Source organism: Azospirillum rugosum (genome assembly GCF_017876155.1).
Lineage (GTDB): Bacteria > Pseudomonadota > Alphaproteobacteria > Azospirillales > Azospirillaceae > Azospirillum > Azospirillum rugosum.
The window spans coordinates 149,058-166,725 of the sequence record NZ_JAGINP010000001.1; the positions used below are offsets into that span (position 1 = coordinate 149,058).

Consider the following 17,668-nt stretch of genomic DNA (forward strand, 5'->3'; position numbering starts at 1 on the left):
TTCGGGAGGAATCATGTCGACGCCCACCATCTTCAGCCGCCTGATCGCGGGAGAGCTTCCCTGCGCCAAGGTTTATGAGGACGACCAGACCTTCGCCTTCATGGACGCCGGGCAGGTGAACCCCGGCCATGTGCTGGTCGCGCTGAAGCGGCCCGCCCCGACGATCCTGGACGTGACGGAGGAAGAGGCCGCGGCGCTGTTCCGCACCGTCCACAAGGTCGCGCACGCGGTGCAGGCGGCCTTCTCGCCGGAGGGGATCACGCTGCTCCAGGCCAACAAGCCGGCGGGTTGGCAGACGGTGCCGCACATCCATGTCCATGTGGTTCCGCGCTACGCGAACGACGGCGCCGACCTCGTCTGGCCGCGCAGCAACCCGCCGATGGAGGAGCTGAAGGCGCTCGCGACGCGGATCGTGGTGGGGTGAGTGGGGGTGGGGAGTGGTTGCGCTGGGCCCCCCTCCCAACCTCCCCCCACTTCGCGGGGGGAGGGGCTTGGTCGCGAAGTGGCGGAGTTCCCTCCCTCGCCGAAGGTGGGGGAGGGTTAGGGTGGGGGCCCAACGCGACAACATTTCCACACAGACAAGAGCGTGACGGCGCGCCCCGCCGGCGCTAGTTTGTCCGCCTTTCGACCCGCAGCACGCGCCCCTTCAGGAGTTCCAGCATGTTCACGGCCAAAATCCTGCTCCTCGGTTCCGGGGAACTCGGCAAGGAGTTCGTCATCGCGGCGAAGCGGCTTGGCTGCGAGGTGATCGCTTGCGACAGCTACGCCAACGCGCCGGCGATGCAGGTGGCCGACGCGGCGGAGGTGTTCTCCATGCTCGACGAGGCCGCGCTGCGCGCCGCCATCGCCAAGCACAAGCCGGACTTCATCGTGCCGGAGATCGAGGCGATCCGCACCGAGGTGCTGCACGAGTTCGAGGACGCCGGCCTGACGGTCGTGCCGAGCGCGCGCGCCGCGACCATGACCATGAACCGCGACCGCATCCGCGAGGTCGCCGCGACGGAACTGGGCCTGCGCACCTCCAAGTACCGCTACGCCGAAAGCCTGGAGGAGGTGAAGGCCGGCGCCGAGCACACCGGGCTGCCCTGCGTGATCAAGCCGGTGATGTCCTCCTCGGGCAAGGGGCAGAGCACCGTGCGCACGGCCGACGAGCTTGAGGCCGCCTGGAACTACGCGGTGGCGAACATGCGCGGCGACCGCAAGAAGGTCATCGTCGAGGAATTCGTGGCCTTCGAATACGAGATCACCCTGCTGACCGTGCGCACCCGCGACGGCGTGCTGTTCTGCGAGCCCATCGGCCACCGGCAGGAACGCGGCGACTACCAGGAATCCTGGCAGCCCGTCGCCATGACGGATCGCCTGCTGGCGGACGCCAAGGACATGGCGAAGCGGGTGGTGGACAACCTCGGCGGTTACGGCATCTTCGGCGTCGAGTTCTTCGTGACGAAGGACGAGGTGGTCTTTTCCGAACTGTCGCCGCGCCCGCACGACACGGGCATGGTGACCCTGCTGTCGCAGAACCTGTCGGAGTTCGAGCTGCACGCCCGCGCCATCCTGGGGCTGCCGATTCCCAGCATCCGTGTCAACGGCCCGACGGCCTCCGCCGTGATCCTCGCCGACCGCGAGTCGGAGGACTTCGCCATCGAGGGGCTGGCCGACGCGCTGAAGGTCGGAACGCCGGAGTTTGATGTGGACGTCCGGCTGTTCGGCAAGCCGACGACGCGCAAGAACCGCCGCATGGGCGTGGCGCTCGCCGCCGGGGCGACCACCGACGACGCGCGGGAGCGGGCGCTGAAGGCCGCCTCGGCCGTCACGATCCGCTACAACTGAGCGCAGAGGCCCCCGTCCCGCGCTGCGGGCGGGGGCCGGAATGCCGAAGGCGGGGCGTGACGGGACGCCGCACCGCCGCTATATAGACGGGAACACCGGCCGCGCGGGCGCGCGGGGGCGGTGCGACATCGGAGTCCTGAGCCCATGCCCCGTCCTCTCCGCCTCGGCGTGAACATCGACCACGTGGCGACCGTCCGCAACGCGCGCGGCGGGCGCCACCCCGATCCCGTGCGTGCGGCGAAGCTCGCCGCCGAGGCCGGGGCCGACGGCATCACCGCCCACCTGCGCGAAGACCGGCGCCACATCGTCGATTCCGACATCGACCGGCTGATGGCCGAAATCCGGCTGCCGTTGAACCTGGAGATGGCGGCGACGGAGGAGATGCTGGGCATCGCGCTGCGCCACAAGCCGCACGCCTCTTGCCTCGTCCCGGAAAAGCGCACCGAGGTGACGACGGAGGGCGGCCTCGACGTGGTCGGCCAGTTCGAGAACCTGAAGCGCTACGTCTGTGAACTGGGCGCCGCGGGCGTGCGCGTCTCCCTCTTCATCGATCCGGAGCCGGCGCAGCTGGACGCGGCCAAGGCGCTCGGCGCGCCGGTGGTGGAACTGCACACCGGCGCCTATTGCGACGCGCCGGCCGGCGCGGAGCGGGAGGCGGAATTGCAGCGCATCGTGCGCGCCGCCGCCCACGCGGAGGCGATCGGGCTGGAATGCCACGCCGGCCACGGCCTGAATTACGAGACGGTGGGCGCCATCGCCGCGATTCCGACCATCGTGGAGCTGAACATCGGCCATTTCCTGATGGGCGAGGCGATCTTCGTCGGGCTGGGCAACACGATCCAGCGCATGCGCGCCGTCATGAAGGACGCGCGCGCAGCCGCCGGGGCAACCGCATGATCCTGGGCATCGGCAACGACCTGATCGACATCCGCCGCGTGGAACAGTCGCTGGAGCGCTTCGGCGACCGCTTCATCAACCGCATCTTCACCGACGTGGAACGTGCCAAGTCGGAGCGCCGCGCGGGCGCCGCCGGGCGGCACAGCGCACGGGCCGCCACCTACGCCAAGCGCTTCGCCGCGAAGGAGGCCTGCTCCAAGGCGCTGGGCACCGGCTTCCGCGACGGGGTGTTCTGGCGCGACATGGGGGTGGTGAACCTGCCGTCCGGCCAGCCGACCATGCGGCTGACGGGCGGCGCGCTGGACCGGCTGAAGGCGATCACGCCGCCGGGCATGCAGGCGCGCATCCACGTCACGCTCACCGACGAATACCCGATGGCGGAGGCCTTCGTCATCATCAGCGCCGAACCGATCGACGCCCCCATCAACACCTCCACGGCATCCCCCGCATGACCATGAACAAAGACACAGCCCTGGCTGGAAAAACCAAAGAGTCCGGCGGCTTTGCCGAAACGGTGAAGACGGTCTTCTACGCGGTGATCATCGCCTTCGGCGTGCGTACCTTCGCGTTCGAGCCGTTCAACATCCCCTCGGGCTCGATGATCCCGACGCTGCTGATCGGCGATTATCTGTTCGTGTCGAAGTTCTCCTACGGCTACAGCAAGTACACGGTCGGCTTCGGGCTGCCGCTGTTCGAGGGCCGCATCTTCGGCCACGCGCCGGAGCGTGGCGACGTCGCGGTGTTCAAGCTGCCGCGCGACAACAAGACCGACTACATCAAGCGCGTGATCGGCCTGCCCGGCGACACGATCCAGATGATCGGCGGCGTGCTGCACATCAACGGCCAGCCGGTGAAGCGCGACCGCATCGAGGATTACGTGTCCCGCGATTCGCTGGGCCGCGAGGTCCGCGTCGCGCAGTACATCGAGACTCTGCCGGGCGGCCGCACCCACCGCATCATCGAGGAGTCGGACAACGGCCCGCTCGACAACACGCCGGTGTTCAAGGTGCCGGAAGGCCACCTGTTCATGATGGGCGACAACCGCGACAACTCGCTGGACAGCCGCGTGCCGTCGCAGGTGGGGTATGTCCCGCTGGAGAATATGGTCGGCCGCGCCGAATTCCTGTTCTTCTCGCTGGAAGACGGGACCCGCTTCTTCGAGGTGTGGCGCTGGCCGGTGGACCTGCGCTTCAGCCGCCTGTTCAACAGCGTGAAGTAAGGGCGCGGTGACCAACGTGAGCCCAGAGGACGTGAGCGCGGACAACGCGGGGGAACCCGCAACGGCTGAGATGGCCGCCGACCTCGGCGAGCTTGCCGCGGCGCTCGGCCATCGCTTCGCCGACGTGCGGATGCTGGCGGACGCCGTCACGCACCCCAGCCTGATGGGGCTGGAACGCACGACGCGCGGCTCCGGCCGGCCGGAGCAGGGGCCGGGGCTGAATTACGAGCGGCTGGAGTTCCTGGGCGACCGGGTGCTCGGCCTCGTCATCGCGGAATGGCTGCTGGAGCGCTTCCCGAACGAGCGCGAGGGCGCGCTGGCCAAGCGGCACGTCTCGCTGGTCCGGCGGGAGGCGCTGGGGCGCGTCGCCGACGCCATCGGGCTGGGGCGCTACCTGCGCCTGTCGCCGGCGGAGGCGCAGGGTGGCGGGCGCAACAACCGCACGATCCTGGCCGACGCCTGCGAGGCGGTGATCGGGGCGCTGTACCTGGACGGCGGCATGGACAAGGCGCGGACCTTCATCCGCACCGCCTGGGCCCGCCAGATCGACCGGGCGGAACCGCCGCCGCTCGATTCCAAGACGGCGTTGCAGGAATGGGCGCAGGGGCACGGGCGGCCGCTGCCCACCTATCAATTGATCGAGCAGAGCGGCCCGGCGCATGAACCGCTGTTCCGCATTTCTGTTCACCTGAAGGGCATGGAGCCGGTGATCGGCGTCGGCCCGTCCAAGCGGGTCGCGGAGCGGCAGGCGGCAAGCGAGCTGCTGCGCAAGTTGGGAGTGCAGGTCGATGACTGACGGTCACGACGAGTTTGAGGACATGGACAACGACGGCGACGAGGCCGAAGGCGGCGGCATGCCGGAGAACCCGCGCTGCGGCTTCGTGGCGCTGGTCGGCGCGCCGAACGCGGGCAAGTCGACGCTGCTGAACGCCATGGTCGGGTCCAAGGTGTCCATCGTCAGCTCCAAGGTGCAGACGACGCGCACGCGCGTGCTGGGCATCACCATCGCCGGCGACAGCCAGATCATCTTCGTGGACACGCCCGGCATCTTCAAGCCGAAGCGCCGGCTGGACCGCGCCATGGTACAGGCGGCCTGGCAGGGCGCGGAGGACGCCGATCTGGTCGGCGTGCTGTACGACGTGTCGCGCCGCGGCATCGACGACGACACGCGCGGCATCATCGCCCGCCTGAAGGAGCAGGGGCGCAAGGCCATCCTGATCCTGAACAAGATCGACCTCGTCCCGCGCGAAAAGCTGCTGGGCCTCGCCGAGAGCTTCAACAGCGAGGGCATCTTCACCGACATCTTCATGCTGTCGGCCTCCACCGGGGACGGCGTGGAGCACCTGCGCGACTTCCTGGCCGCGCGGATGCCCGAGGGCCCCTGGCATTACCCGGAGGATCAGATCTCCGACATGCCCATGCGCCTGCTGGCGGCGGAGATCACGCGCGAGAAGCTGTTCCAGCAGTTGCACCAGGAGCTTCCCTACGCCGCGACGGTCGAAACCGAGCAGTGGGAGGAGTTCGAGAACGGTTCCGTCAAGATCTCCCAGGTCGTGTTCGTGCAGCGCGAGAGCCAGAAGGCCATCGTGCTGGGCAAGCAGGGCGCCCGCATCAAGGCGCTGGGGCAGGCCGCGCGCACCGAGCTGGAGGAGATGCTGGAGCAGCGCGTCCACCTGATGCTGTTCGTCAAGGTCCGCGAGAACTGGGAGAACGACCCGGAACGCTACGAGGCCTGGGGCCTGGATTTCGGGGCATCCTGACGCGGGCCTAACGCAAGCGGATCCGTATCCCATATAGAGGGCATTCGTTCACTTGCGCGGATGCCGTTCGACCTTGCGCCTTCCCCTCATCAACGATCTGTACGACGCCGGTTCGCGCCTGTTGGGGCGGGCCGGCGATCTGGTGTCCGGCGGCATCCTGGAACAGGACGTGCGGCTGGGCGTCACCGGCCTGCGCCGTGCCGGCAAGACCGTGTTCGTCACGGCGCTGGTCGACAACCTGCTGAAGGCGGGGCGGCTGCCCTTCCTGGACGTGGTGTCGTCGGGGCGCTTCCAAGCCTCCCGCCTTCGGCCGCAGCCCGACCCCGACGTACCGCGCTTCGAGCTGGAGGACCATCTGGCGGCGCTGACCGGCCCCGATCCCCACTGGCCGGAGCGGACGCGGGGCATCAGCCAGCTGCGCCTGTCGATGCGCTACCGCCCCAACGCGGTGCTGAAGCGCACGATCCAGCCGGTCGCCACGCTGAACCTGGACATCATCGACTACCCCGGCGAGTGGCTCCTCGACCTGCCGCTGCTGCACCAATCCTTTGCGGAGTGGAGCGCGCTTACGCTCGACCTCGCTGGCCGGCCGCCGCGCGATGAGCTGTCGCAGAGCTGGCGCGGCTGGCTCGCCACCATCGATCCGGCGGCCCCGGCCGAGGAGGAGGAGGCGCGGCGCGGGGCGGCGCTCTACACGGACTACCTGCACGCCTGCCGTCGGTCGGAGAACCTGCTGAGCCTGATCCAGCCCGGCCGCTTCGTGGAACCCGGCGACCTCGCCAACGCGCCCCTGCTGACCTTCTGCCCGCTGCCCGGCGACCGGCGCGGGCGCGGCAGCCTGTGGGCGCTGATGGAGGACCGCTACGAGGCCTACAAGAAGACGCTGGTGCGCGGCTTCTTCGCCGAGCATTTCGCGAAGCTCGACCGGCAGATCGTGCTGATCGACGTGCTGGGCGCGCTGAACTCCGGCCCGGCCGGCATGTCCGACATGAAGCGCGCGCTGGAGCTGAGCCTGGAACCGTTCCGCCACGGCAGCAGCGGCTGGCTGGACTGGCTGCTGGGCACGAAGATCGACCGCGTGCTGTTCGCCGCGACCAAGGCCGACCACGTCGCCTCCCACCAGCACAACAGCCTGCGGCACCTGCTCGACCGGCTGGTGTCGGACGCGCGCTCCGGCATCCGGTTCGAGGGCGCGCAGGTGGAAACCATGGCCATCGCCGCGCTGAAGTCCACCGAAACGGTGGTCAGCGAGCATGAGGGGCGGCAGCTGCGCTGCGTGCGCGGCGTGCCCATCGGGCGCGACCGGCCGACCGTGCTGTACCCCGGCGAGATCCCGGAGGACGCCGACTTCCCGCCCGGCCGCGAGCGGCCCTACAACTTCATGGCCTTCCAGCCCCCCGCCGACCTGGCGCGCGAAACCCGCGGCCTGCCGCACATCCGCCTGGACCAGGCATTGCAGTTCCTGCTGGGGGACTACCTGGAATGACCGTGCTTCGCGACGCTGGCACACGTCCCCTCGCCCGCCCCCGGCGGGAGAGGGAGGGGCCCACGAAGTGGGAGGGTGAGGGCTTGGTTTCTCGGGAAGACCTTGCCCTCACCCTCCCACGCCTTCGGCGCGGGTCCCTCCCTCTCCCGCCGGGGGCGAGAGAGGGGAAGAACGCGCCCGGAGGGTCATCATGACCGAGCGCACACGAGACAGCGCCTGGGTTCCGCCCATCGAGCTGGACCCGGAGCGGGCCGTCCCGGTCCCCGCGGTGGAGGAGGAGGCGATCATTGCCGGGGCGGCTGCGGAGCGGCTGCCCGCGCTGCTTGCCGAAGATCGGCCGAAAAGCCGGCTGGGGCGCTGGCTGGTCGGCGGGATCGCCGCGCTGGTGCTGGTGGCGCTGGGCTTCGACACCTGGGACCTGTTCACGCGCGCCTTCGCGACGAGCATCGCGCTGGGCGTGCTGGTGGCCTCGGCGGTCGCCGTGGCCGGCGGGGCGGCGGTGGCGATGCTGCTGGGCGAGCTGCGCTCCCTGCGCCGGCTGCGCAAGATCGAGGCGCTGCGGGTGGAGGCGGAACGGCTGTCCGCCGTGGAAACCCCGGCCGGAGAGGCCGAACGCTTCGCCGGTTCGCTGACGCGGCTTTACGACGGCCGGGCCGACCTTGCGCCGGCGCTGCAACGCGTGAAGGACCACGTCACCGATGCCCACGACGATGCGGAGATCGTGCGGCTGCTCGACCGCGAGGTGCTGGCCCCGCTCGACCGGCGCGCCTACCAGACGGTGCTGCGGGCCTCGCGCGACACGGCGGTGGCGACGGCGCTGAGCCCGGCGGCGGTCGTGGATCTGGCCGTGGTGCTGTGGCGGAACCTGAAGCTGGTGCGGGAGATCGCGGCGCTCTACGGCGCGCGGCCGGGCTATGTCGGATCGCTGAAGCTGCTGCGCCGGATGCTCGCCAACATCGCGGTCGCGGGCGTGGCGGAGAGCGCGCACCATGTGGCGGTGGAGGCGCTGGGCGGCTCCATCGCCGCGGCGATCTCCACGCGGATGGGGCAGGGGGTCATCAACGGGCTGCTGACCGCGCGGGTCGGCATCACCGCCATGCATCTCTGCCGGCCCATCGCCTTCGGCCCGGCCAACCGCCCAAGCCTCGGCCAAATCCGCAAGGAGCTGCTGTCCTTGCCGAAGCAGGTGCTGTGACCGGGAAACCGTAGGTTGGGTGGAGCGCAGCGTAACGCAACAGCGTTGCAATTCGAAGGTTGTTGGGTTGCGCTGGCGCTCCACCCAACCTACGGGGCAAAAGCCTCAGTCCAGCATCGGCAGGCCGGTTTCAATCCGCACCAGGGCGGCCAGCAGCGGCGCGCCGATGTCGCGGCGGACGAAGTTGCTGGCGCGCTCCGACGCGTTGATGGCGGCCTGGAAGCTCTTGCGCCAGCGGTCGTCCGGGTACAGCACCTTTTCGGCCTTGGCCTTCTGGGCGAACAAGCCGGGCCGCTTGCCGGCGGCGTCGTCCACCAGCTTGTTCAGGCGCTTCATCAGCTCGTTTGCGCTGGTCAGGTCGCCGCGCTTCACGGCCGCCTCGACCAGCTCGGCGAAGGATTCGCCGCGGATGTCGACGTCCTGCACCTGCTCGGCGTAGGCGAGCGCCACGGAGGCGTCGGTGCGCCGCGCCAGCCGGCCCAGCACCGCCGGGATGGTCCAGGGATTCTCGTCCTGCACGGTGCGCAGCAGGCCGAGCGCCAGGTTGGTGTCGCCCAGCTCCGCCGCCGCCACGGCCAGCTCGGGCGGGCAGCAGTCGCCCTTGGTCTCGCGGAACTTGGAGAACTGGGTTTCCACCGTGTTCAGGAACAGGGTGCGGGCCGCGGCCTCCTTGCCGGCGCGCAACAGCGCCTGGGCGACCAGACCCAGCTCCCAGGAGCAGCCGCGGGCGGTGGCGTAGGCCTTGGCCTCGTCCGCGAGCTGGACGGTCAGGTTGACGTCACCCCGCCACGCCGCGGCCTTGGCGATGTCCGCGAGGTTGTAGATGCGCGTCGAGCATTCCGGGATTTGCCGGGTGATGTCCAGCGCCAGCTGCGTCTGCCCCATCAGCGCCAGCGCGCGGGCGACGAACAGGTCCTGCCCGTTGCCGTCCGACGCCGCACCGCGGCGCACCGCGCTGACGAAGGGGGCGATGATCTCCCGCGCGCGGGCGGTGTCGCCGATGGTGTTGTAGGCGACGGCGAGCGACAGCCAGTCCCAGCGGGCCGCGCTGATCGGCGTCTCCACCGGCGGCAGCATCTCCCCCACGCGATGCAGGAAGCAGAGCGAGGTCATCGGCTCGTTGCAGACCAGCGCGCGGATGCGGCCCCGGAACTCGTAGAAGTCGAAGTCGCCGACGAACTGGTTGGTGACCAACTGCACGGCGAGCGCGCTGTCCGGGTACTTCACCACGATCTCGTTGAGGAGCTTGTCGGCCTCCTTCAGCAGGCGGCCTTCCTCGGCGATGTCGAAGGTGTTGTCGGCCTGCCGGATCATCTGCATGGCCTGGACGAACAGACGGTTCGCCGGCCCCTGCTCCTGCAACGGCGGCTGCTGGGCCGCCGCCGGGCGGGCGCCTCCCGCCACCACGGAGAGCACCGCCAGGGACACCACCACCAGGGTCTGGGCCGCCACGGCCAGGAACAGAGTCGTGGCGAGGGCAGCGGCGGTGCGGCGGAGGAGGGCAGGCAGGAGGGCCATGGCGGTGCGGTGACCTTGGAGCGCTAGAGGACGCGGACGTAGTTGACGACGCGCTGGACGTTGGGCAGCGCACGGGCGTGGTCGATGGCGCGGTTCAACTCGTCCTGGCTGTCGGCCAGACCCATCAGATAGACAACGCCGTTGACGGTATCGATGCTGTAATTCTGGCTATGGATACGCGAATCGAAGGTGAGCTTCGTCCGCAGCTGGGTGGAGATCCAGGTGTCGCGCGCGCTGTCCATCAGGCCGGAGTCGTTGTCCACCTGGATCTCGTTGATCACCTCCTGCACGCCCTTGGCCTGCCAGGCGAGCCGGACGGCGTCCAGCCGCATCTGCGCGTCCGCCGCGCGGCCGGTCAGAAGGACGCGCCCGTCGGACACGGTCATGTCGACGCGCCGCATCAGTTCGAGTGAGTTCTGAAACCACAGGTGGTTGATCTCGGCCTGGATTTCGGTGTCCGACGCGAAGCCGGACAGGCCGCGGTGCTCCGTCGACGCGACGGCCGCCGTGCCTCCGGCGGCCCCCAGCAGCAAGGGCGCGCAGCCCGAGGCGAGACCCGCCACAGCGGCCATTCCAACCAGCGCCCAAAGGCGGCCAAACCCCGACACGCTCTGCCTCCGATCCCCGGCCCGCAGCGATGGCGGGCGGCCGGAAAAAGTCATGCCGCAGGCGCGTTGACAATGGGGAATCTTGGGAGTGGTGTGCGTCATCGTCTTTTTGTTCCAAGGTGATGCACGAATGTTGCACTCGCCGCAGGCGCGAAGGCGGAGCGGTTCAGGCGAAGGGCGCGCGCGTGACGAGTGAGGCGATTTCGCGCGCGAGCACGCGTGCGACGGTACGCCGCGCCTTGGGGTCGCGCAGGATTTCCTCGTCGAGCTTGTTCGATAGGAATCCCGTCTCAATGAGGACGGAGGGAATCTCCGGCGCCTTCAGCACGGCGAAGTTCGCGGCGCGCATCGGGTTGTCGAGCAGGCGCAGGTCCTTCCCGGCCCCCTTCACGATGGATTGGCGGGCCACCAGCGACGCGTGCTTCGTGTGCCGCGCGGTCAGGTCGAGCAGGATGTCCTTGACCACCCGCTTCTGCGCCTTGAAGTCGATCCCGCCCAGCCGGTCGACGGCGTTCTCGCGCTGTGCCAGCGACGCGGCGAAGGCGTCGGAGCTCTTCTCCGACAGGGTGTAGGCGGACAGGCCGCGCGCCTCCCGGTTCGGGGCGCTGTCGGCATGGATGGAAACGAACAGGTCGGCCCGCGCCTCGCGCGCCCGGTCGACGCGCTCCTGCAATTCCAGGAACCGGTCGTCGGACCGGGTGAGCGCAGCACCCAGCCGGTGCCGGCCGGACAGCAGCCGCGCCACCTCGCGCGCGATGTCCAGCGTGACCTCCTTTTCCTGGGTGCCGCGGGTCCCGATGGCACCGGGATCGATGCCGCCGTGGCCCGGATCGAGCACGATCATGCGCGGCCGCGGCGCCGGGCGATTCGCGGCCTTGGCGCCCGCCGCCAGCGACGGGACCGGCAGCAGCCCGGCGGCGCCGGCGAGCGGCACGGTCAGGGAAAGCTGAAGAAATCGTCTTCGGTCCATGCGCCCCAACACCCATCCCGGCCATCCGCCGCAATCCGCTGCCCGGGCCTGCCGTCCGGGCCATCCGTTCGGGTCCGGCGTCCCATCCTGGACGGAGCGGCCGAAACCACCGGCGCCGAGGGGCGACGGAGGGGGGCGGCGGAGGGCGGGCGCCAGCGTCAAGCCCGCGTTAACCAATGATGTCGCGACAAAGTGTTGTCAAGGTCGGCGGTGGTACCCCCGCCAAATGTCCCCGGAACATATTCATACGCTGGTACATGGCCGGATGAGGATTCGACTCTTCGAACCCATTGCTTGAAGATACTCTCCGAAAGCGCTAAAATTTTAGCAATAAGCTCGGGAGGTGACGATGTTGAGAAAAGCCTTGTTCAACATCATCCGGCAGGAGCAGCGCGAGGTCGAAGGCGAACTCGAAAAGGAAGAGCAGCGCCAGACCCCTGACGTGGGGCGCCTTGTTGCGCTCAAGCAGCAGGCGACGAACCTGAGCCGGGAACTGGAACACTTTCGCGACGTCTGACCGATCGCGGAGGGTTTGCGCGTCTGAAGAATCGGCCCAGTCGAGTTGGCGCCGAACCGGACAGCCGACACTCCTGGGCCCCTTCTTCGCTTTGGCGGGGAAGGGGTTTTTGCTTTGCGGCAACTGCGCGTCCTGGGTCAGGACAACTTGACGTAGCCGCGCTCGATGACCCGCTCGGCCGCTTCGAAGACGGCCAGCACCTCCTCATAGGCCCGGCGGACGCGCGCCAGCTCGTCGATGGCGGCGGTGTTGGGGTGCCGCGCCTCCGCGACCTTCATGCCGGCGCGGATGTAGTCGGCCCGCAGCTCGGCCACGCGGACGGCCATCCGCAGGAAGGACTCCTGGTTCAGGTGCGGAATCTCCCGGCCGATGACCTCGCAGTTCGCCTCCAGCACGGCGGCTTCCATCGTTTCCAGGAAATGCATGATGCGGTGCCGCGACGTGTTCTCCGCGGCCTCCGGTGTCAGGAGCTTGTCCACCTTGCCCTTGGCGTATTCGCCGATGATCTTGCCGCCCATGCCCATGGTCACCTCCCGCCGTCGAAGCGCCCAGTGTGCCATGGAATCCTTTACCAAAAGCTGCAACCTGCACCGGCCGGATCGTGCGTGCCAATGTTGTGGGGTGCATCGCCCCCGGGTTCGTGCTACGCAGTGCGCCCGCGAGGTGGCTGTCCGCAGTGGTAGGTGAGCATGTCCGATACCGGTTCCGAGTACATCCTGACGATTTCCTGCCCCGACACGGTGGGCATCGTCTTCGCGGTGGCCGGCTTCCTGGCGGAGCGGTCGTGCAACATCATCGACAGCGCGCAGTTCGGCGACCGCACGTCGGGGCTGTTCTTCCTGCGCATCCATTTCGCGGCGGCGCCCAGCGGGCCGTCCCAGGCCGAGATCGAGGCCGCCTTCGCGGACCAGGTGGCGCAGCGCTTCTCCATGACGTGGAAGCTGCACGACGCCGGCCGGCGCCAGCGCGTGCTGATCATGGTGTCGAAGTTCGGGCACTGCCTGAACGACCTGCTTTACCGGTACCACAACGGCTACCTGCCGATCGAGATTCCGGCGATCGTGTCCAACCACCGCGACTTCTACCAGCTCGCGGCCTGGCACAACATCCCGTTCCACTATCTTCCGGTGAGCGGCGAGAGCAAGGCCCAGCAGGAGGCCAAGCTGCTGGAGATCGCGGAGGAGGAGAAGATCGACCTGGTGGTGCTTGCCCGCTACATGCAGGTGCTGTCGCCGGCGCTGTGCGAGCGCATGGCGGGGCGGGTGATCAACATCCACCACTCCTTCCTGCCGAGCTTCAAGGGCGCCAAGCCCTACCACCAGGCCTTCGCCCGCGGCGTGAAGCTGATCGGCGCCACCGCCCATTACGTGACGTCGAACCTCGACGAGGGGCCGATCATCGAGCAGGAGGCGGAGCGCGTGGACCACACGATGACGCCCGACGACCTGGTGGCCATCGGGCGGGACATCGAGAACGTCGTGCTGGCCCGGGCCGTGCGCTACCACATCGAGCATCGCGTCCTGCTGAACGGCAGCAAGACCGTCGTCTTCAAGTAAGGGGAAAGGCCGGTTCAGCCGCGGTCAGTGCGGCTTTCCGGCGACGCTCGCGTCCTCCGGGTGGGGCGTGAAGACGGCGCGGGTGATCGCCTGCTCGATCTGCTCGCGGTTGAAGGGCTTGGGGATGACCGGGCCCAGATGGTCCAGCCCGCGCTTGGACAGCTCGTTCGGGAAGGCGGTCACGAAGATCACCGGCAGGAAACGCTGCCGGCGCAGCTCCCGCGCCACCTCGATGCCGTTGTCGCCTTCGGCCAGCCGGATGTCCATAAGGGCGAGCGTCGGCGTGTGCTTGGCGGCCAGCGTCAGCGCCTCGTCCATGGTGGCGGCGTTGCCGCACACGGTGTGGCCCATGCCGCGCACCGTCTCCGCCAGGTCGAAGGCGATGATCGCGTCGTCCTCGACGATCAGGATCACGGCGGCCAGCTTGGCGCGCACGCTCTCCCGCGCGTGGTTGAGGCGCTCCACCGCCTCCTCCGGCGGGATGCCCAGCACCGCCGCGGCGTCGGCGACCGGCAGGTCCTCCAGGTTGACCAGCAGGTAGAGCCGGCGGTCCATCTCGTCCAGGCTGTGCAGCGCGGCTTCCACCGGGTGCGGCGTGACCGGCGCGCGTTCCTTCGGCCCGGCGCTGTCCTGCAGCTGGTTGAGGTGGCGGTACAGCGACCCGCGCGACAGGTCCTCGGCGGCCCCGCCCGTCGGGCTCTCCAGAAACCATTCCAGGGTGCGCGTCACCAGGGCATCGCCCTGCACCGAGGTGCCGGTCAGGGCACGAGCGTAGCGGCGCAGGTAGGGCAAATGCTCCATGAGGTGGCGGGTGTTTTGATCCATGACTCTCCCCGTACCTTCTTGGCAGAGCGGTTCGGTGGACACCGCCGCGATTCTTCAGGATGTGTTCGTGCTGGGTCTCGGGCCTTCACGACGTTACGTACATATGGCGCGAACTGCGCCATATCAGGAGTGAGTTCTAAAGGGATATTGGTGATAGCTGCATCGGGGTACGTCTTGTCGCTGATTGGGGAGGAGTGACTCTCCATCCGATCGCGCCCCGGCTGTGACCTCTGTTGTCCTTAACGCTTGGGAAAGACTCGGTCCATAGTCTGGGATCTCCCCCGCCGAGAGATCGCGATGGGGTTTTATGGCGAGTGTTCCCAAGACTGCGCGCGCTGTCACCGGTCCCGGTGGCGGCGCGATTTTTTTGGCCGCCTGCGTTTGGTTCCCGGCCCCGTCGCATGAGGCGCATGCGAAGGGCCGGGAACCAAACGGGAAATCGGGGTGTTCATCGGGGCAATGGTGTGATTCCTCCCTGAACCGCCAGTCCCTGATGCCGCCGGCTGCACCCGACCCGGGAACGCAGCGGCGGTATTTTTTTATCACAAGCGAGGGGCGAATTGCGTTCACGGACTTGCGCACCGATTTCAGGGGTATTACTGACTGCTTCCGGGTGTCGCGCGTCGGCGGTGTGAGAGCCGTGGCCGTCCACACCCCCCGCACCGCCCTGGAACCGCGTATGGCAGACCCAGATCCCGCCCCGTCCGTCTTCGACGGCATTCAGCCGGACGAATTGGCCGATTTTCAGGCGTGGCGCGAGCGCGTCAAGGGCACCAACATTTCCGACAAGACGCTTCTGGCGACGGATTACCTCAATCACTTCAACGAAATCGTGATGCTGATCGAGATGGTCCCGGACATGCCCGACATGCTGGAGGAGTGCCGCATCTGGCAGCCGAAAAGCTACCAGGAGCATTTCCGCGACAGCGGCTTCTCCGACAAGGAACTGGCGATCGAGGCCTATGGGCACGTGCCGGCCAAGTTCAAGCGGCCCTTCGAGGACACGATCGCCCAGGCCCATCAGGTCATCGGCCACACCCTGTCCCGCATCGGCGCCGACATCGAGGAGGGGGCCGACGACAAGCTGCGGGCGGACTGCCAGACCTCGGTGGCGATGATCCACCGGATCATCCAGATCGCCAACGGGATCATCCATGGAACCGCCCACGTCATGGAGCAGGGCGAGATCGACCTTTACCTCAGCGCGGGCTGATCTGTTCGAAATTCGCGCGGGCGGGTCGATACTCGCCCACGTCTGACGCAAATGACCATTGCTTGTGCATCAACCATTCATTCCTTGCATGGCTCAAAGGCCGAGTCCCGCACTACAGTAAGCTTTCATACGAAGAGGGGGCACCGTGTGCGCGGATGCCTCCCACCGGGAGTGGAGACAGACCATGAAGGGTTCCGCCACCGCGGCCGCCGGGCGTGCGCCCGGGCCGATCGGGAACGCGTGGATCGTTGGGCCGGGCCGGGCCGATGGCGCCGGACGGCAACGGTCGGGGCAGGGTGCCGCCCATGGCATCGATCGGCTTTGCCGCCGGGCGCAGGCGCCGGCGGGGCTCCCGGGATCGCTGGACGCGGCGTGCGGGGGAGGGAATTAGGGCATGGTCAGGTCCGGTCACATCGACACCTTCACCCGCGACCGCCTGCCCCCACGGGAGCAACTTCCCGAATTCAATTTCGACAGACCGGAACTCACCTATCCCGACCGGCTGAACGCGGCCGTTGCCCTGCTGGACGTCTGGCGGGACCGGGGCTGGGACGCGCGCCCCTGCGTGATCGGCACCGACACGGTGTGGAGCTACGGCCATTTCCGCGACACGGTCGACCGCATCGCGCGGGTGATGGTGGAGGAGTTCGGCCTTGTGCCCGGCAACCGGGTGCTGGTGCGGGGCACCAACACGCCGATGCTGGCGGCCTGCTGGCTCGCCGTGCTGAAGGCCGGCGGCGTGGTGGTCCCGACGATGCCCCTGCTGCGGGCGCCGGAACTGGAAGCCATTCTCGACCGCGCGGCGGTCAACTTGGCGCTTTGCGACGTCCGTTTCCTCGGGGAACTCGTCCACGCCCGCGCGGCCTACGCCAACGAGGCCGTGCCGAACGGCCTGCCGATCCTGACCTTCAACGGCGGCGACCTTGAGGAGCGCATCGCGCGGACCGAGCCGGTCTTCGACGCCGCCGACACCGCCGGCGACGATATCGCCTTGATCGCCTTCACCTCGGGCACCACCGGCAAGCCGAAGGCCACCGCCCATTACCACCGCGACCTGCTGGCCGTCGCCGACCTGTCGCCGCAATCGATCCTGCACACGACGCCGGACGACGTGTTCTGCGGCACGCCGTCGCTGGCCTTCGCCTATGGGCAGGGCGGGATGCTTCTGTTCCCGCTGCGGGCCGGCGCGTCGGTGATCCTGCTGGACCGCGGCACGCCGGAGCGGCTTCTGGACGCAGCACTTCGGCACAAGGCGACGGTGATGTTCACCGTGCCGACCGTCTACCGCGCCATGACCGCCCAGCTGGAGGCGGACCGATCGGCGGTCGAAGGGTTGCGGAACCTGCGCGCTTGCGTCTCGGCCGGGGAGCCGCTGCCCGCCACGACGCTGGAGGGGTGGAAGGCCCTGACCGGGATCGAGATCCTGGACAGCTTCGGCACCACGGAGCTGCTGAACGCCGTGCTCCACGCCCGGCCCGGCGACGTCCGGCCGGGGGCCACGGGCAAGGTGGTGCCGGGCTACGAGGCTTGCGTGGTGGACGACACGCTGACCCCGCTGCCGCCCGGCCAGGTCGGTCGCCTCGCCGTGCGCGGGCCGACCGGCTGCATCTATCTGGACGACCCGCGGCAGGAAGGCTATGTCCAGCGTGGCTGGAACCTGACCGGCGACGCCTTCCACATGGATGAGGACGGGTACTTCTGGTACCATGCCCGCACCGACGATCTGATCGTGTCGGCCGGATACAAGATCTCCGGCCTGGAGGTGGAGGACGTGCTGCTGCGTCACGACGCGGTGGAGGAATGCGCGGTCATCGCTGCCCCGGACCCGCTGCGCGGCACCATTCCCAAGGCCTTCGTCGTCCCGCGGGACGGCGTCCGGCCGAGCGACGACCTGGCGGAGCTGCTGCAATGCTACGTCAAGGACCGCATCGCCCCCTACAAGTACCCGCGGGCGGTGGAGTTCCTGGACCATCTGCCCCGGACGGAAACCGGCAAGATCCAGCGCTACAAGCTGCGCCAGCGCGAGTGGGTGGATGACGCGGACTGACACTGTAGGATTGACCGGGGGCCGGGC

18 protein-coding genes are annotated in these 17,668 nt (G+C 68.6%); 13 read left to right on the top strand and 5 right to left on the bottom strand.

The window, feature by feature from the left end; all coding sequences use genetic code 11:
• Nucleotides 1–13 precede the first annotated feature (13 nt).
• The 9 genes from J2851_RS00695 to J2851_RS00735 all read left to right on the top strand — a co-directional run bounded on the left by J2851_RS00695 (nt 14) and on the right by J2851_RS00735 (nt 8,387).
• Nucleotides 14–424, top strand: a complete 411-nt coding sequence (locus J2851_RS00695; protein WP_209762381.1) for an HIT family protein — start codon at nt 14–16, stop codon at nt 422–424.
• Nucleotides 425–660: 236 nt separating this feature from the next.
• A complete protein-coding gene (purT, locus tag J2851_RS00700) occupies nt 661–1,830 on the top strand; it encodes a formate-dependent phosphoribosylglycinamide formyltransferase (protein WP_209762383.1) in 1,170 nt (389 codons plus the stop codon).
• 144 nt (nt 1,831–1,974) lie between these two features.
• Nucleotides 1,975–2,727 carry a pyridoxine 5'-phosphate synthase gene (locus J2851_RS00705; protein WP_209762386.1) on the top strand — a complete coding sequence of 251 codons (753 nt, stop codon included), beginning with the start codon at nt 1,975–1,977 and terminating at the stop codon, nt 2,725–2,727.
• Nucleotides 2,724–3,179 (top strand): holo-ACP synthase, encoded by a 456-nt coding sequence (gene acpS, locus J2851_RS00710; protein ID WP_209762390.1) that lies wholly within the window; start codon nt 2,724–2,726, stop codon nt 3,177–3,179. The genes J2851_RS00705 and acpS overlap by 4 nt, the downstream gene beginning before the upstream one ends.
• On the top strand, nt 3,176–3,946 hold the full coding sequence (lepB, locus tag J2851_RS00715; protein ID WP_209762393.1) for a signal peptidase I: 771 nt from the start codon (nt 3,176–3,178) through the stop codon (nt 3,944–3,946). The genes acpS and lepB overlap by 4 nt, the downstream gene beginning before the upstream one ends.
• 70 nt (nt 3,947–4,016) lie before the next feature.
• A complete protein-coding gene (rnc, locus tag J2851_RS00720; protein ID WP_209763637.1) occupies nt 4,017–4,742 on the top strand; it encodes a ribonuclease III in 726 nt (241 codons plus the stop codon).
• On the top strand, nt 4,735–5,706 hold the full coding sequence (gene era / locus J2851_RS00725; protein WP_246500329.1) for a GTPase Era: 972 nt from the start codon (nt 4,735–4,737) through the stop codon (nt 5,704–5,706). Before rnc ends, era begins: the two co-directional genes overlap by 8 nt.
• A 73-nt stretch (nt 5,707–5,779) precedes the next feature.
• Entirely contained in the window at nt 5,780–7,192 is a 1,413-nt protein-coding gene (locus J2851_RS00730) for a YcjX family GTP-binding protein (protein WP_209762396.1), read from the top strand.
• Nucleotides 7,193–7,382: 190 nt separating this feature from the next.
• A complete protein-coding gene (locus J2851_RS00735) occupies nt 7,383–8,387 on the top strand; it encodes a YcjF family protein (protein WP_209762399.1) in 1,005 nt (334 codons plus the stop codon).
• 105 nt (nt 8,388–8,492) lie between these two features.
• Here the strand turns inward: J2851_RS00735 and J2851_RS00740 are convergent, their stop codons facing one another.
• From J2851_RS00740 to J2851_RS00750, 3 genes are all read right to left on the bottom strand, one after another.
• Entirely contained in the window at nt 8,493–9,905 is a 1,413-nt protein-coding gene (locus J2851_RS00740) for a hypothetical protein (protein WP_209762402.1), read from the bottom strand.
• 23 nt (nt 9,906–9,928) lie between these two features.
• Nucleotides 9,929–10,477 (bottom strand): BON domain-containing protein, encoded by a 549-nt coding sequence (locus tag J2851_RS00745; protein WP_246500330.1) that lies wholly within the window; start codon nt 10,475–10,477, stop codon nt 9,929–9,931.
• A 202-nt stretch (nt 10,478–10,679) separates the two neighbouring features.
• The gene (locus tag J2851_RS00750) at nt 10,680–11,483 is read right to left on the bottom strand and encodes an N-acetylmuramoyl-L-alanine amidase family protein (protein ID WP_209762408.1); all 804 of its coding nucleotides are present in this window, start codon (nt 11,481–11,483) and stop codon (nt 10,680–10,682) included.
• Nucleotides 11,484–11,847: 364 nt separating this feature from the next.
• Here J2851_RS00750 and J2851_RS00755 point away from each other — a divergent pair, with 364 nt between their 5' ends.
• Nucleotides 11,848–12,000 carry a hypothetical protein gene (locus J2851_RS00755; protein ID WP_209763786.1) on the top strand — a complete coding sequence of 51 codons (153 nt, stop codon included), beginning with the start codon at nt 11,848–11,850 and terminating at the stop codon, nt 11,998–12,000.
• A gap of 137 nt (nt 12,001–12,137) precedes the next feature.
• On the opposite strand, the gene J2851_RS00760 is transcribed toward J2851_RS00755, so the two are convergent.
• Nucleotides 12,138–12,560 carry a hypothetical protein gene (locus J2851_RS00760; protein ID WP_246500331.1) on the bottom strand — a complete coding sequence of 141 codons (423 nt, stop codon included), beginning with the start codon at nt 12,558–12,560 and terminating at the stop codon, nt 12,138–12,140.
• 129 nt (nt 12,561–12,689) lie between these two features.
• On the opposite strand from J2851_RS00760, the gene purU reads away from it, so the two are divergent.
• Nucleotides 12,690–13,556, top strand: coding sequence for a formyltetrahydrofolate deformylase (gene purU, locus J2851_RS00765; protein ID WP_209762410.1), 867 nt, complete (start codon nt 12,690–12,692; stop codon nt 13,554–13,556).
• Nucleotides 13,557–13,580: 24 nt separating this feature from the next.
• Here purU and J2851_RS00770 read toward each other — a convergent pair whose 3' ends face one another.
• Nucleotides 13,581–14,381, bottom strand: coding sequence for a response regulator (locus J2851_RS00770; RefSeq protein WP_209762413.1), 801 nt, complete (start codon nt 14,379–14,381; stop codon nt 13,581–13,583).
• 679 nt (nt 14,382–15,060) lie between these two features.
• On the opposite strand from J2851_RS00770, the gene J2851_RS00775 reads away from it, so the two are divergent.
• Both J2851_RS00775 and J2851_RS00780 read left to right on the top strand, forming a co-directional pair.
• Nucleotides 15,061–15,594, top strand: a complete 534-nt coding sequence (locus J2851_RS00775) for an acyl-CoA thioesterase family protein (RefSeq protein ID WP_209762416.1) — start codon at nt 15,061–15,063, stop codon at nt 15,592–15,594.
• A gap of 394 nt (nt 15,595–15,988) precedes the next feature.
• A complete protein-coding gene (locus J2851_RS00780; RefSeq protein WP_209762419.1) occupies nt 15,989–17,641 on the top strand; it encodes an AMP-binding protein in 1,653 nt (550 codons plus the stop codon).
• Nucleotides 17,642–17,668: the final 27 nt, after the last annotated feature.

What these genes read in the sequence shown, in the direction of transcription:
- J2851_RS00775 (WP_209762416.1), top strand. Translation starts at nt 15,061, where the DNA reads ATGGCAGACCCAGATCCCGCCCCGTCCGTCTTCGACGGCATTCAGCCG.
- J2851_RS00770 (WP_209762413.1), bottom strand. Translation starts at nt 14,381, where the DNA reads ATGGATCAAAACACCCGCCACCTCATGGAGCATTTGCCCTACCTGCGC.
- J2851_RS00695 (WP_209762381.1), top strand. Translation starts at nt 14, where the DNA reads ATGTCGACGCCCACCATCTTCAGCCGCCTGATCGCGGGAGAGCTTCCC.
- purT (WP_209762383.1), top strand. Translation starts at nt 661, where the DNA reads ATGTTCACGGCCAAAATCCTGCTCCTCGGTTCCGGGGAACTCGGCAAG.
- J2851_RS00735 (WP_209762399.1), top strand. Translation starts at nt 7,383, where the DNA reads ATGACCGAGCGCACACGAGACAGCGCCTGGGTTCCGCCCATCGAGCTG.
- J2851_RS00760 (WP_246500331.1), bottom strand. Translation starts at nt 12,560, where the DNA reads ATGGCACACTGGGCGCTTCGACGGCGGGAGGTGACCATGGGCATGGGC.
- J2851_RS00780 (WP_209762419.1), top strand. Translation starts at nt 15,989, where the DNA reads ATGGTCAGGTCCGGTCACATCGACACCTTCACCCGCGACCGCCTGCCC.
- J2851_RS00750 (WP_209762408.1), bottom strand. Translation starts at nt 11,483, where the DNA reads ATGGACCGAAGACGATTTCTTCAGCTTTCCCTGACCGTGCCGCTCGCC.
- acpS (WP_209762390.1), top strand. Translation starts at nt 2,724, where the DNA reads ATGATCCTGGGCATCGGCAACGACCTGATCGACATCCGCCGCGTGGAA.
- rnc (WP_209763637.1), top strand. Translation starts at nt 4,017, where the DNA reads ATGGCCGCCGACCTCGGCGAGCTTGCCGCGGCGCTCGGCCATCGCTTC.
- J2851_RS00705 (WP_209762386.1), top strand. Translation starts at nt 1,975, where the DNA reads ATGCCCCGTCCTCTCCGCCTCGGCGTGAACATCGACCACGTGGCGACC.
- J2851_RS00740 (WP_209762402.1), bottom strand. Translation starts at nt 9,905, where the DNA reads ATGGCCCTCCTGCCTGCCCTCCTCCGCCGCACCGCCGCTGCCCTCGCC.
- purU (WP_209762410.1), top strand. Translation starts at nt 12,690, where the DNA reads ATGTCCGATACCGGTTCCGAGTACATCCTGACGATTTCCTGCCCCGAC.
- lepB (WP_209762393.1), top strand. Translation starts at nt 3,176, where the DNA reads ATGACCATGAACAAAGACACAGCCCTGGCTGGAAAAACCAAAGAGTCC.
- era (WP_246500329.1), top strand. Translation starts at nt 4,735, where the DNA reads ATGACTGACGGTCACGACGAGTTTGAGGACATGGACAACGACGGCGAC.
- J2851_RS00745 (WP_246500330.1), bottom strand. Translation starts at nt 10,477, where the DNA reads ATGGCCGCTGTGGCGGGTCTCGCCTCGGGCTGCGCGCCCTTGCTGCTG.